Source organism: Streptomyces sp. CLV115, from assembly GCF_038448545.1.
GTDB classification, from domain to species: domain Bacteria; phylum Actinomycetota; class Actinomycetes; order Streptomycetales; family Streptomycetaceae; genus Streptomyces; species Streptomyces sanglieri.
Genome location: NZ_JBCEWQ010000038.1, coordinates 46447 through 59374, shown reverse-complemented (window position 1 = coordinate 59374; position 12928 = coordinate 46447). Strand labels below are relative to the sequence as shown.

Sequence of the window (12928 nt, the reverse complement as noted above, 5' to 3'; positions counted from 1 at the left end):
CCACTGCCCCCCACCACTGCCCCCCGGCACGCCACACTGCCGACGCGTGCGCGCTGCGCCCTGTCACCGCGATGCGCGTGATCAGCACGCTGGGAGTGGCCGGCATGACAATCAACGGCCGTTCGGCGCCGGTGGGCTCGGCGATGATCGCACCGTCGGTGGTGAAGCCGCGGCCCAGGACTGCTGAGGTCCCCACACCGGACAACACCAGTGCATCGGCCTCGGGCGCGCTCGGATCGAGTGTGCGTACCCGCCCGCCTGTGATGATCGTGCTGGTCGAAGCTTCCCTCCGTGGCTGACGGTGGTGCCCGGCGGGCACACCGTAGCGCAGGTTTTCTCCATTTGAAGAAAAACATTCGCGGCCCACGCCGGTACGATGAACTCTGTGACAAGCCCCATGCGCGAGCCGCAGATGGCCCGAGGGGCCGCTCGCCGCGAAGCTCTCCTGGACGCCGCGACCCGATTGCTGGCGCGGGAAGGCGCTCGCGCCTTGACGCACCGGGCCATCGCCGCGGAGGCGGGTACCACCCACGGCATCGCCCGTTACTACTTCGGCACCCTCGACCAGTTGCTCGACGAAGCCCTGCGGCGATTGGCCAACCAGCAGGTCGAGGAGGTGCGCGCACTGTTCCACGAGTTGCCGGACGCCGATGTCCCGCAACGGATCACCCGCATCGTGCAGTACGTGACCGGATCCCTGGCCCATGACCGGGACTCCGGCATTGCCCGGTACGAGTTCTTCCTGGAAGTCGCTCGCCGAGGCCAGCTGCAGGCCAGCCTCAACGAATGGGGAGTCGCGCAGCGGGCGGCCTTCGCCCGCGAACTGCGCGGGGCCGGATCCGCGGACCCCGAAACCGACGCTGCGGATCTGCTGACCCTCATCAACGGTCTGCTCCTGGAGCAACTCGCGCTGCCCATCGACGACTTCGAAACCGTCCGGCTGCGACCGGCCATCGGGCGGTTCTTTCCGGAGGGCTGAACACCAGCGTCGACGCCACGACAGAGGACGCGGGTGAGGCCCCCTGCCTCGCATCCCGGTCCGTTGGACGGGCGCCGTAGCCGCGCCGCTTCCGGCGCTCATTGAAGGTGCTTGAATGCTCGATGGGCCTACTGGGCCGCTGGCGATGTGCTCGTCCAGGACGAAGAGGGCCACGTTGCTCAGCAATGGGGGAGAAGGATCGCCCCTTGCGGGGTTCAGGGGCCGGTTTCCCTCAAGATCCGGTCCTTGCCAAGGATGCCCGACTTGACTGCGTCCTCCACGCGGACAGGGCGCACCACGTCCCCGACCTGCGGAGATGGCTGCACGGAAAACGTATCGGCGCCCGCATCGCCCGCCAGGGAATCGAGTCCGGCGAACGGCTCGGACGCCGCAGCCGGGTCATCGAACGAACCATGTCGCGGCTGACCGGCTACCGCCGACTCAACCACCGCTACGAACGCCACCCCCGCAACTACCTGACCTTCCCCGCCCTCGCCGCCGCACTCTGCTGCTGCAAACGACTCCCCCGACTCACCACATAGGACACCGTCTGAATGTCCACCCCTGCGAGACGGTGCCGCGCCAGAAGCCGGGAGACTCCGGCGCGGCATTGCTTCAACCAGTGCAGCCGGGTACCGTGCCCGCGCAATTCGTCGGCACGTTGCCGCGGACGCGGCTGCTGTTGAGAATGACTGTGCCGCCGGTCCTGAGAATGCCGCCGGCGCCTACTCCGTCTGTGGCCTCGTTGCTGTTGACGTTGGTGCGGAACAGGTTGACGGTGCCACTGAGATTGACGATCCCACCACCATCACCCGCCACGTTGTCGTTGACGTTGCTGTCCCGGACCGTCAACTGACCGCCTGCGTTGGCGATGCCGCCCCCCTGATTTCCGGCGCTGTTTCCGATGATTCGACTGCTGGTGATGGTCCCGACGCCGTCAGCGATGAAGCCACCACCCCTCTGTGTCACCTCATTGCCCGCGATGGTGGTGCGATCGACTGTGATCGTCGTGCTTGAAAGACCACCGATCCCGCCGGAGAAGTCAGCCCTGTTGTTGACGATGCTGCTCCGGTTCACAGAAAGGGAACCCGAATTGATCACGCCGATGCCGCCGCCGAAATTCTGACTTTCCCCGGCTGCGTTCCCGTTGGAGATGGTCGCGTTGTTCAGGGTGAGCCGCCCTGAGACCGTGAGAATGCGAAAGGCAGATGCCCCGTTGTCGCGGGTGATGGTGTCGCCATTCGCATTGATCGTGATATTCCCGGTCACGTCCGGTAGCCGCGTCGTGAGGTTGTACACGCAGCCGGGTTCGAGCGACAGCGTGGCGGACGGTGCCGCGTTGGCCAGTGCGATGGCCGTTGACAGGGCGCCCTCGTTGCAGGCGACGAACGAGGTCGGCTGCGCGGTCGCTGGGAAGGCAGACGCACCGACGGTGATGGCGAGGCCCATGCCGGCGACCTGAGCGACGCGCCTGATCGACGTGCGAACAGACATGATTTCCCTTCAGCTTGTGGGGGTGGGTTTTCTGTGCCCTAAGGCACGGTTCTGAAAAGTACGGCACCGGCGGAACAGAGAGCCTCATATACACATGTGGCTATGACTGCGTTCCACCTCATTGGCGGAGCATGAGGGCTGCGAAGCTTCCCGCATCGACGGCGAAATAGCTCAACCGGGCGAGCGGCCCCTGCAGGCGCCTTCCAATACTCCAGCGGTAGATCGCGATCTTCACGCTTGAGCGGCTTGTCGCCGGTAGTGGCTGGTCTGGGATCGGGCCTGGTGACGGCGCCGCCAGACGGACCGGCCGAGCCGGTGGACAGGGGCAAAGACGCGTTGGACGACGGGCGTGATGAACAGTTGTTGGATTTCGTTGCAGGTGAGCGGGATCAGCTCGTCGGGTGAGGGATGACGGTCGTGTTCGTTCGCGCGGAACTTCCCGGTTCCTGTGATGACTTCGTGTGAGCAGGCCACCGCGAGGATGTAGCCGGTGCCGCGTTCCTCCAGCGCGGTGCGCAGCCTCGGGTTGCCGCCATGGACTTCGTCTCCCGCGACCCATGCGGCCCGGTGGCCGGCGTCCAGGAATCGGGTGACCGCGCGAGCGGCCGGCTCCGGCTTGGTCGCGAACTCCGTCTTGTCACCGAGGCCGACGGCCCGGCAGCGGTCGGGGTCGGAGGTCCAGGAACGCGGAACGTACAGTTCCTGGTCTACCGCCGTGTGCCCGCGGTGGCCTGCGTAGACCAGGTAGACAGCGACCTGGGCGTTCTCGATCCTGCCCGCGGTGCCGGTGTACTGGCGCTGGGCACCGGCAGTGTCGGTGCCCTTCTTCACGTCGCCGGTCTCGTCGGCCACCAGCACCGCCTCGTCGTCGTGCAAGTGCTCCACCACGTAGTCCCCCATGTCGTCGCGGACCTGGTCGGCGTCCCACGTGGCCCGCCCGAGCAGGTGCTGCATGCCGTCCAGGGGCCTGTCCCCGGCCCACTCCGCGATGGTCCAGCAGTTCTTGCGCGGCAGATCCGACAGCAGGCCGAGTACCAACTTCCGGGCCCGGCGCCGCGATTCGACCCGCGTGAACCGTCCCGCCATCCGGATCGTCAGGCCCTCGAACTCCTCCTGCCAGTGGGCAGGGTCTACGCTGAGACCTGCGGCCACCGCGTGATCTTCAGTCTTCACACACCAGTGATCAACGATGGCCGTTCCCGTCTCAACAGCGCGTCAGGTTCGCTCAGCGTCTGCCTGCCGTCCTGTGTCTGGAGGACTTGTGCAACGCGGCGAAGTCTGGTGGGTCCAGTTCGACGAGCGGAGATTGGTCGTCCTCCTGTCGGGAGACGACACGTCGGGGATCCGGGTGATGCAGGTCGTCGCTCCGGCGGGCGTCGACATCAGCGGTCTGGGCATCGAAGTGATGGTGGGCGCCGGTGAAGGACTGCCATTCGAAGGCGTGCTGCGGCTCGCGTTCCCGCGCCCAGGCTTCACCCCGTGCACATGGCTGACCACTGTGTCCCGGGATGACCTGATAGAGCGGGCGGCCGTCCTGTCCTCCGCGAAGCTCAGCGAGATTGACGACGCCCTCCGACTCGCTGAACAAGCGCAGGAGCGGACCCCAGCGACAACCGCGAAGCTCAGCGAGACAAGGGATGCCCTCCGTCTCGGTGAACTCGGGTAGACGAGAAGGAGCCGACGCCCGCGACGGCGTGGCGATATCGGCCAGATGGTCGACGCTGGCCACCTGCCGCCTCAGCGCCCCTCACCATCGAGATCACGATCTACGGCTGGAGTCTAAGACGGTGTCCTATGTGGTGAGTCGGAGGAGTCGTTTGTAGCGGCAGAGTGCGGCAGCGAGGGCGGGGAAGGTCAGGTAGTTGCGGGGGTGGCGTTCGTAGCGGTGGTTGAGTCGGCGGTAGTCGGTCAGCCGTGACATGGTTCGTTCGATGACCCGGCTGCGGCGTCCGAGCCGTTCGCCGGACTCGATTCCTTGGCGGGCGATGCGGGCGCCGATACGTTTTCCGTGCAGCCATTTCCGCAGGTCGGGGACGTCGTATGCCTTGTCCGTGTGAAGCTTGCCGGGTTCGTGATGTTCACCGACGCGGACGTCATCGAGGCCGTCCGCCGGCGAATCGACTGGCTACTCCTCGGGCTCCCAGGCGATCAGCTGCTCGAACACCTGCTGGTCGCCCTCGACTTTCAGGTCGCTCAGCGTGAGGCGGCCCCAGACGAAGAGGAGCAGCTGCTCGGCCGTGCCCGTGGCCGAAGCGGAGGCGGGCGTGGCGTCGTTCGTGAGGGGTGCGGGCCAGGCACCGGTGCCGTCCAGCGCGAGGAGCCAGGAGCGGCCCTCGGTGGCGTGGTAGTGGATGGTGGCGGCCTCGTGCGGCCAGGCCGCCGGGGTGGAGTTGCAGGTGTCGAGAAACTCGGCCACGCCGTCGATCGCGACGTCCGCCGGCATCGGCTGCACGGCGCCTGCGGCGAGCTGGGCGTCGTAGGTGTGCACCAGCAGCTCGTGCACCCGGCGCCGGGCAACGCCCCAGGCATTCGCCGGGGACACGCCGGCGCTCCACCACGTCCAGCACTCGCGCTCCGGGCCGGCGTCGCGCAGCGCACTCAGCAGCAGCTCGTTGGACTCGGCATACCAGGCCAGCAGCGCTTCGAGCTCGCGCGGCACCTCCCCGGCATCCTTGGCCGGCGGAGTCTCGGCCGGGCCCGCGGTGACGATCGCGGCCCACCAACGCTGCCCCGTACCCAGGTGCTGCACCAGATCGAACAACGTCCACTCGGGGCAGGACGGCACCGGCGCGTCGAGGCCGGGCGCGGCGGCAACCGCACTCCGGAACGCGGCCGACCGCTCGTCGATCAGTTGCAGCAGGGCGGAATACTCAAGACTCTCTGTCACATCGCCTGCCTATCACCCCGGCTCAGCCGACTGCACCCTATTTTCCAGACTGTCAGCTACGGGCGTCGGAGCACCTGACGGAAAGCCTGAGCTGAGCCATATCCCCTTCCTGGCCGCTTCGTTGCAACGAGTCACGGGGGAAGGGGAACGGTCCTCCGCAGATGGTGCTGGATGGCCTGTGGGGGCGGATCGAGCCGTTGCTGCCGGTCAGGCAGTGGCGTCCGCGCCATCCCGGTCGGCTGCCACCGGACAACCGTGGTTGCCTGCAGTGCGTCCTGTTCGCTGCACACCGGGATCCAGTGGGATTGGCTGCCGCAGGAGCTCGGCTTCGGGTCCGGGACGACGTGCCGGGACCGGCACGAGGCCGGGGTGTGGGACCGGCTGCACCAGGTGCTGCTGACCGAGCCGCGCCGTTCCGGGAAGCCGGACTGGTCCCGGACGGTGATCGACGGCTCCCACCACCAGGCCCGTCAGGGCGGCCCAAGACCGGGCCGAGCCCGGTCGACCGTGCCCGGCCCGGCTCGAATCATCACGTCATCACCGACGCAGGCGGCACCCCGATCGCCATCACCCTGACCGGTGGCAACCGCCACGACATCACCCAGCTGCTGCCCCTGCCCGAGGCGATCCCGCGGATCCGCGGAGTGACCGGTCGCCCCGTCACCGGCCGCGGCAGCTGTTCGCCGACCGAGGCTACGAACGCCTGGATCCATGGCTGCCGACACGGTGACGAATCCGCCGGGAGATCGGCGACGACATTCACGAGGCGTTTGCTGAAGCCGGCCTGCTGTGTGACCACCTACAGGCGAGTCCGGGCATTGTGTCGGCTCCGCCAAGGGATGTTCCGCGACGGGCTTGCAGGGCTGGGGCGGCTTCAAGCCTCAGTAATAAGGTGGACGGACACTGTGGAGCGGATCACAGGTTGCGATCTTGGGGGACGAGTGGGGCGCAGCACGTTGCCTGTGGAGAATGCTGGTGACGGCGATCTCTGCCTCTTCATCGAGCCGTACGGTGAGGACTACTGGCTGAAGTCAGGAGAGGTGTTCACGGTTGCGCCTGACATCGAGGGGATCGATGTCTGGTTCTCCACCGTCGTCTGGGACGGAGGCATCACAGTGTGGCCCTACGAAGACGGGGACCCGACCAGGATTGTCCTGGAGTACGTGGTGTTTGACGCCACCGGCGGCCGACTGGAGTGCGGGCATCAGAGACCTCCGAAGTCGGCTGACTCCGGGCATGGCGGAGGTGGGTCGACCTCATAGCCACCGGGTTGGAGCAAGACTGTGCAGTTGGGCGATGCCCGGCATGGCGTGGTGAAGGTCGTCGCCTTTTCGGGGGCGTTCTCGGAGGGCCTTCCAAGTCTTCATGCGGGCGAAGGCGTGCCCGACTCGGGACCGGTTGAAGGACGTGGTGCAGATCGAGCGGTTGGTGGACCTGGAGCCCGCCCGGCGGCGTCAGGCTGCCGCCCTGGCCCTGTGGCGGTGGCGTGCGCCGGCACTCGCATTCGAGCTCGATGCGGAGTGGGGCGTCGACCAGGCTGTGCTGGAGTCGCTGTTCCGACTGGCGGCATCACCTGCTGGTGATCAGACGGATCGCGCATACCGGCGAGCAGTCGCCGAGCTGTGCACTGCCCCGCTGTTCACGTCTGAAGTGGACCCGGGCACGGTTCCGCTCTTCCAACTGGAGACCATCAGCAGCCTGCTGGCTTTCGGAGAGTTGCTGGATGGGCCTGGCGTGGACGAAGCGGAGCGAGTGGTCGAATCCTCGGCCGGCCTGGCGAACTACCTCGACGACCTCGTCGAGGGATCGTTCTGCTCCCACCCCTCGGAGGAAGCCCACCGCCAGTACCTCGCCGACCTGGAGGGCCGGGCGAGCGGGGGCTATTTCGGGTCACGAAATTTCGCTGTCGAGTCCGCCTGCCATGGTGTTCTCCGGGCTCTCCCCGATTCTGCAGGGCTGCTGGACTCGTCCACCGGTCGCGAGTTGCTCGCGCTTTGCGAGGACTTCGGTGAAGAGCTCGTCACAACGATGCGGTGGCTCCGCACGACGGGTCACTAGCGATCACGTCGTAAGCAGGATGACGAATGCGGCGGCCGTGATGGACGGGTGGTTCGGAGCGGAGGGCGGCTACGGGCAGCGCTGGGCCAACCGGCCCGGTTCGGTCTCGGTAGGGATGCCCGGCGCACCCGGGGCTCGGAGGATGCCGGCGTGGGCTCGTAGTCCCGCACGAGCCGCCGGAACAGCTTGGCTATGCCGAGCGTCTGCTCCACGATCCACCGGTTGGCCCGTGGGACGAAGCCGGTGCCCTTGTCCGTGGGGTTGCGTCCGACGGTCTCGACGTCGATACAGCCGGAACTGCCTTGGTGCAGGCTTGTGTTGATGATCTCCCGCATCCCGTGTCTGTGTTGTCCGAACAGGTTGGTGACGCGGCCGGTGGGGGGCTGACCGCCGATTCAGGTGTGTGGGCGGTGGTAGTTGTGCCAGTTCAGCCAGTCGGGGATCCGAGCACCACCTCGCCCGGCCGTACGGGCGGCGGTGAGCGGTCGGGAAGGTCCGGCGAATCACGGGGGGACGGGACCGGACCTTCCCGGCCCCACCATGCTGGCCGCGCCCTTCGAAGTCCTCCAGGGACCGACGGGGTACGTTCCGTCGGGCCGACCGGCCCTGATTGCCGGGGTGCAGGGGAGCCGACCGGCCCCACCGGGACGGCGGCGCACGGCCGGAACCGTCCCGCGGCTGCCGTAGGCTGACCGTCCGTGGACCGGTCCCAGACCTGCGGTGATCCGGTGAGCGATTCCCGGTATACGGCACACGGAACCTGAGAGCGACGCCCGATGACAGAGACAGCCCCCAGGGCTTTGCCCGACTCCCTCTGTGCCGGCCCGGCGGCCTGGCCCCAGCCCAGTCGGCCGGACAGGATGCGCAGTCTGCTGGACGCTGTGATGAGCCTGGGGCGGGGCCTGGAACTGCCCGAGGTGCTCCGCGGGATCGTGAAGGCCGCGGTGACCCTGACCGACGCGGAGTACGGGGCACTTGGCATCGTCGGGGACGGAGAGAAACTGCTGGAGTTCCTGCCGGTCGGCATATCGGAGCAGCTCGCCGCTGCGATCGGCCAGACACCGTGCGGACACGGCATCCTCGGTGAGCTGATCCGGCACCCGGAACCGCTGCGGCTCACCGATCTCAGCGACCATCCGCGCAGCTTCGGATTTCCGCCCCACCATCCCCCGATGCGTACCTTCCTCGGCGTGCCGGTGCGAGTGCGGGACGAGGTGTTCGGCAACCTCTATCTCACCGAGAAGCGGGGCGGGGTGAGTTTCGACGCCGACGACGAGGCGGTGCTGACCACCCTGTCGATCGCGGCCGGGGTCGCCATCGACAACGCCCGCATGTACGACGAGAGCCGTCGCCGGGAGCGGAGACTGGAGGCGCTGGGCGAGATCACCCGCACCCTGCTCTCGGGAACGGACGCCGACGAGGTGCTGCATCTGATTGCCGAGCGGGCGATGGAAGTGGCCGGGGCCGACCGGGCCGCGATCCTGCTGCCGGAACCCCCCACGCCCCGCTCCTGGGCCTCGGAGGCCGCCCAAGCCCAGGCACGTCTGACCGTTGCCGTCGCGCACGGCAGGGACTCCGAGCGCGTCACGGGGCTGTCCCTGCCCGCGCGGGGTTCACTGGCCGGACTCGCCGCCCGTACCGGAACCCCGGTGCACAGCGCCGATGTGCGTACCGATCCTCGGGCCCATCCGTTCGACGACGGTGCAGAGGACGGCCTGGGCCCGGTGGTGACGGTGCCTCTGCGGGTCGATGCGGAGACCAGGGGTGCCCTGCGCCTGGGGCGGCCGGCAGGCCGCCCGCCGTTCGACGACACCGAGGTCGCGCTCGTCTCGGGCTTCGCCGACCAGGCTGCCATCGCTCTGGAACTGGCCCACAGACGGGCCGAGTCCGAGGAACTCGCCGTCATGCACGACCGGGACCGGATCGCCCGCGATCTGCACGATCTGGCGATCCAGCGTCTCTTCGCGACCGGGATGACCCTGCAGAGCACCACGCGTGCCATCGCGGACCGGCCGGACGCGGCCGAGCGGGTCAGCCGCGCGGTGGACGATCTGGACACCACGATCCGGATCATCCGGTCCACCATCTTCGATCTGCGGACGGTGGACGGTCCTGGCCGCGGCGGGCTGCGGCACCGTATGGCGGAGACCGCTCGCACGGCGGCCCAAGCCCTCGGTTTCCGGCCTTCCCTGCAGATCGACGGGCCGGTGGACACCACGGTGCCGGACGAGGTGGCCGAACATGTGGTGGCGGTCGCCGCCGAGGCGGTGTCCAACGCCTCCCGCCATGCCCGTGCCACGCGTATCGGCATCGTGCTGTCGGCCGACGACGCGGTGACCCTGACCGTCACCGACAACGGCATCGGGATCCGGGACGGTGTCACGACCACGACCACGACCACGACCACGACCGGAACAGGGACCGCAGCCGAGCGCCCCGGAGGGCTGACCAACATGCGTACGCGGGCGGAACTGTGCGGCGGCACACTGGCCGTCGAACGGCCGTCGGACGGTGGCACCCGGATCATCTGGCGCGCCCCGCTCCACGACTGATGCCCGGGACCGGCCTCCCCGTACCCGTCAGCCCATCGGCGCCCGGGGCTGCCCCTGGCGGTCCTTGACCCGGCCGACGAGCATCGCGGCCTGGATCCGGCGGCCCACGCCCAGCTTGGCGAGGATCGAGGAGATGCGGTTCTTGACGGTCTTCTCGGCGAGGAACAGGCGTTCCGCGATCTCGCGGTTGGTGAGTCCCTCGCCGATGAGATCGAGGATCTGCCGTTCCCTGGGCGTGAGTCCGTCCAGTTCCGATCCCTCCGACGCCTGGTCCGGGGGCCGCTCACCGCCCCGCAGTCGCTCCATCACACGGGCGGTCGTCCGCGGATCGAGCATCGAGGTGCCCGACGCGACCCTCCGTACGGCGGTGATCAGATCGGCTCCGTTGATCTGCTTGAGCACGTACCCTGCGGCGCCCGCCATGATGGCGTCGAAGAGCGCCTCGTCGTCGTCGAACGATGTCAGCATCAGGCAGGCGAGTTCGGGCATCAGCGCGCGTAGTTCGCGGCACACCTCGATGCCGGCGCGATCACCGCCCCGGTCGTCACCGAGGCGTACGTCCAGCACGGCGACCTGCGGTCTGCTGGCCGGTACCCGGGCCAGCGCCTCCCGGGCGTCGGACGCCTCGCCGACGACCTCGATGTCGTCCTCGGCCTCCAGCAGATCGCGTACGCCACGCCGGACGACCTCGTGGTCGTCGAGGATGAAGACGCGTACGGGGGTCGCGGACCGGGGCGATTCCGGACTCGTCGGGGTCGTGCTCGGTGGGGTGTTCGCGAACTCATTCACCACATGCTCGATCGGTTCGGGGAGAGGGGCGCAAACAGTATGTGCCCGTCCGCGGAGCTGCTTCCGCCGGGGTGCGACAGCATGGAAAACGGTGCCTGAACAGGGCCGAAAGGCCCTGTGGCCAGGGGCCGGTCAGCGGGTGGGGCGCGGTGCCATACTGACGCCGCCAAGATCGTCCGGGCGCTACGGACATCTTCCTTCCCGGCCACCCCACTGTGCTGCAACGAGGAGCAAACGGCCCATGAACACCCCGAGCGAGGACTACCACGCACTGCTCGCACGGCATGACGCGATGCGGCTCCGGCGACGCATCCTGGCCCCGTCCGGCAGCCGTGCCGGGGAGTGGAGCGCAGAGGCCCCGCAGGCGTACGACGGAACGGCCGACCAGCTGCTGATCGGAGACTCGCTGCCCCTGGTGAACCCGCTGGAGCAGCTGATCGCCGAGCTGTACCGGATCCTGTTCGAGCGGCACCCGTATCTGCGGTCGCTGTTCCCCGAGTCGATGGCCTTCCAGCAGGCCCATCTCGCCGGGATCTTCCGCTATCTGATCGGCAATCTGCACCAGACGGGCGAAATGATCGGCGTCTTCGAGCAGTTGGGGCGCGATCACCGCAAGCTCGGTGTGCGCCCCGCGCACTTCGAGGCCTTCGAGGCGGCGCTGATCGAGGCGCTGCGTGTGCGCGCCGGCGCCCGGTGGACCCACGAGCTGGAGCAGGCCTGGCTGCGGATGCTGCGGCTGGCCGTCTCGGCGATGGTCAGAGGAGCGGACGAGGCGATCGCCGAACCACCGAGCTGGGACGCGACGGTGACCTCGCACGAACTGCGCACCCCCGATCTCGCGGTACTGCGGGTACGGCCCCACCAGCCGTACGCCTTCGAGGCCGGACAGTACGCGTCCCTGGAGTCGCCGCTGCTGGAGCAGGCCTGGCGTCCGTACTACCTGGCCCGTGCTCCGCATCCGGACGGTGAACTGGAGTTCCACGTGAGGGCCCGGGGCGCAGGCGGGGTGAGCGATGCTCTGGTGCACGGTACGCGGGAGGGCTGCACCGTCCGGCTCAGCGCCCCGCGCGGCGCACTGGCCCTGCCGGACCACCTTCCGGACGCGGACCTCCTGCTGATCGCCTCCGGTACGGGCTGGGCCCCGATGAAGGCGCTGCTCCAGCGGATCGACGACGAGCGCGCCCGCGCACGCCGGGTACGGCTGCTGCTGGATCCCGCAGGGGAGACGGCGACGGCCGGGGAGATGTACGACGCGGCGTATCTGGAAGCGTTCCGGCGCGAGCGCCCCTGGCTGACCGTCATCGCGGCCGACACGGCGCACCCCCGATTCGCGGATGCCGGCCTGCGGGCCCTGAACGGGATCCTGCCTCCGCAGCCCGGGGCCGCCGCCCGTCAGCACGCCTGTCTGGCCCTGGCCCCCGAGGCCGCCACGACGACCGGGCGGGCGCAGGCCCTTGCCGCTCGGCTGGCCGCCGCAGGAGTACCGGCCGAGCAGATCCGTCATGACGCCACCGGCGTGGTCGCGGTCACAGAAATGTCTGCCAGTACGACCAGAACCGGATTGCTATCAGCATGACGATGGCCAGACACCAGGTCACCGGCACCACGAGGGGGAACTCCAGCACCGCCGCGACCAGGGCGCGCGGCGCGGGCAGGACGCCGTGGCGCAGATTGTGCACCGTGGTGTGCCAGAACATGACGACGGTGGCCACCCACACGAGCACGCACCACAGACAGAGCGCGCCGATCTCGAACAACGCCTGGGTCATCAGCCACATGCAGAAGCCGGCACCGAACAGCGTGCCGAGGTTCAGCCCCAGCCAGTACCAGCGCCGGTAGCGCGCACCCGCGAGCAGGCCCGCGCCGGTACCCAGCACCGTCCCGAAGGCGACCAGCCCGATGAGCGGGTTGGGAAAGCCGAACGCCGACGCCTGCTCGCTGCGCATCACACTGGTGCAGGACACCACGGGGCTCAGCGAGCAGGCGGGCACGAAGCCGGGGTCGGCGAGCAGCGCGAACTTGTCGATCGTGATGACGAACGAGCCGAGCAGCCCGAGCGCGGCGGTGACGACCAGCAGCCACCCGAACCCCCGCCTCGCCCCGGCGCACTCCCGTTCGTCGCCCGTCGCGGACACACCGGCGCATTACCGCTCGCCGGCCTCGGGGCCG

At 68.6% G+C, this 12928-nt stretch carries 12 protein-coding genes and 3 pseudogenes; 8 read left to right on the top strand and 7 right to left on the bottom strand.

Annotated elements, in window-relative coordinates; translation table 11 throughout:
• The coding region (locus AADR41_RS16050) for a hypothetical protein (RefSeq protein ID WP_342282062.1) at positions 1 to 367 on the bottom strand (367 nt) is incomplete at its 3' end.
• A 30-nt stretch (positions 368 to 397) separates the two neighbouring features.
• Between AADR41_RS16050 and AADR41_RS16045 the strand changes: the two genes are divergently transcribed.
• Both AADR41_RS16045 and AADR41_RS16040 read left to right on the top strand, forming a co-directional pair.
• Positions 398 to 979 (top strand): TetR/AcrR family transcriptional regulator, encoded by a 582-nt coding sequence (locus AADR41_RS16045; RefSeq protein ID WP_342282061.1) that lies wholly within the window; start codon positions 398 to 400, stop codon positions 977 to 979.
• Positions 980 to 1254: 275 nt separating this feature from the next.
• Positions 1255 to 1521: pseudogene (locus tag AADR41_RS16040) on the top strand (IS5/IS1182 family transposase); the annotation flags it as partial.
• A gap of 73 nt (positions 1522 to 1594) precedes the next feature.
• Here AADR41_RS16040 and AADR41_RS16035 read toward each other — a convergent pair.
• Together AADR41_RS16035 and AADR41_RS16030 are read right to left on the bottom strand one after the other, a co-directional pair.
• Positions 1595 to 2473 carry a hypothetical protein gene (locus AADR41_RS16035; protein WP_342282060.1) on the bottom strand — a complete coding sequence of 293 codons (879 nt, stop codon included), beginning with the start codon at positions 2471 to 2473 and terminating at the stop codon, positions 1595 to 1597.
• Between the two features lie 231 nt (positions 2474 to 2704).
• A complete protein-coding gene (locus AADR41_RS16030) occupies positions 2705 to 3625 on the bottom strand; it encodes an IS701 family transposase (protein ID WP_446751055.1) in 921 nt (306 codons plus the stop codon).
• 109 nt (positions 3626 to 3734) lie between these two features.
• Between AADR41_RS16030 and AADR41_RS16025 the strand changes: the two genes are divergently transcribed.
• Complete coding sequence (locus AADR41_RS16025; RefSeq protein WP_342282059.1) at positions 3735 to 4139, top strand: type II toxin-antitoxin system PemK/MazF family toxin; 405 nt, start codon at positions 3735 to 3737, stop codon at positions 4137 to 4139.
• 126 nt (positions 4140 to 4265) lie between these two features.
• Here AADR41_RS16025 and AADR41_RS16020 read toward each other — a convergent pair.
• Positions 4266 to 4541: pseudogene (locus AADR41_RS16020) on the bottom strand (IS5/IS1182 family transposase); the annotation flags it as partial.
• Positions 4542 to 4598: 57 nt separating this feature from the next.
• Positions 4599 to 5360, bottom strand: a complete 762-nt coding sequence (locus tag AADR41_RS16015) for a maleylpyruvate isomerase family mycothiol-dependent enzyme (RefSeq protein ID WP_342282058.1) — start codon at positions 5358 to 5360, stop codon at positions 4599 to 4601.
• A 161-nt stretch (positions 5361 to 5521) separates the two neighbouring features.
• Between AADR41_RS16015 and AADR41_RS16010 the strand changes: the two are divergent.
• The 4 genes and pseudogenes from AADR41_RS16010 to AADR41_RS15990 all read left to right on the top strand — a co-directional run.
• Positions 5522 to 6060 (top strand): annotated as a pseudogene (locus tag AADR41_RS16010) (IS5 family transposase); the annotation flags it as partial.
• A gap of 262 nt (positions 6061 to 6322) precedes the next feature.
• Positions 6323 to 6622, top strand: a complete 300-nt coding sequence (locus AADR41_RS16005; RefSeq protein ID WP_342282057.1) for a hypothetical protein — start codon at positions 6323 to 6325, stop codon at positions 6620 to 6622.
• Between the two features lie 145 nt (positions 6623 to 6767).
• The gene (locus AADR41_RS15995) at positions 6768 to 7418 is read left to right on the top strand and encodes a hypothetical protein (RefSeq protein WP_342282056.1); all 651 of its coding nucleotides are present in this window, start codon (positions 6768 to 6770) and stop codon (positions 7416 to 7418) included.
• A gap of 860 nt (positions 7419 to 8278) precedes the next feature.
• Positions 8279 to 9970, top strand: a complete 1692-nt coding sequence (locus AADR41_RS15990) for a sensor histidine kinase (protein WP_342282055.1) — start codon at positions 8279 to 8281, stop codon at positions 9968 to 9970.
• A gap of 27 nt (positions 9971 to 9997) precedes the next feature.
• Here the strand turns inward: AADR41_RS15990 and AADR41_RS15985 are convergent, their stop codons facing one another.
• On the bottom strand, positions 9998 to 10759 hold the full coding sequence (locus tag AADR41_RS15985; protein WP_446751054.1) for a response regulator transcription factor: 762 nt from the start codon (positions 10757 to 10759) through the stop codon (positions 9998 to 10000).
• A 241-nt stretch (positions 10760 to 11000) separates the two neighbouring features.
• Here AADR41_RS15985 and AADR41_RS15980 point away from each other — a divergent pair, with 241 nt between their 5' ends.
• A complete protein-coding gene (locus AADR41_RS15980; protein ID WP_342282054.1) occupies positions 11001 to 12335 on the top strand; it encodes a globin domain-containing protein in 1335 nt (444 codons plus the stop codon).
• Here AADR41_RS15980 and AADR41_RS15975 read toward each other — a convergent pair.
• Positions 12286 to 12894, bottom strand: a complete 609-nt coding sequence (locus AADR41_RS15975) for a vitamin K epoxide reductase family protein (RefSeq protein WP_342282053.1) — start codon at positions 12892 to 12894, stop codon at positions 12286 to 12288. The two genes, AADR41_RS15980 and AADR41_RS15975, sit on opposite strands and share 50 nt — an antisense overlap.
• Between the last annotated feature and the right edge of the window lie 34 nt (positions 12895 to 12928).

Coding starts and splice junctions, on each gene's coding strand:
- AADR41_RS16045 (WP_342282061.1), top strand. CDS start 398: ATGCGCGAGCCGCAGATGGCCCGAGGGGCCGCTCGCCGCGAAGCTCTC.
- AADR41_RS16035 (WP_342282060.1), bottom strand. CDS start 2,473: ATGTCTGTTCGCACGTCGATCAGGCGCGTCGCTCAGGTCGCCGGCATG.
- AADR41_RS15990 (WP_342282055.1), top strand. CDS start 8,279: ATGCGCAGTCTGCTGGACGCTGTGATGAGCCTGGGGCGGGGCCTGGAA.
- AADR41_RS15980 (WP_342282054.1), top strand. CDS start 11,001: ATGAACACCCCGAGCGAGGACTACCACGCACTGCTCGCACGGCATGAC.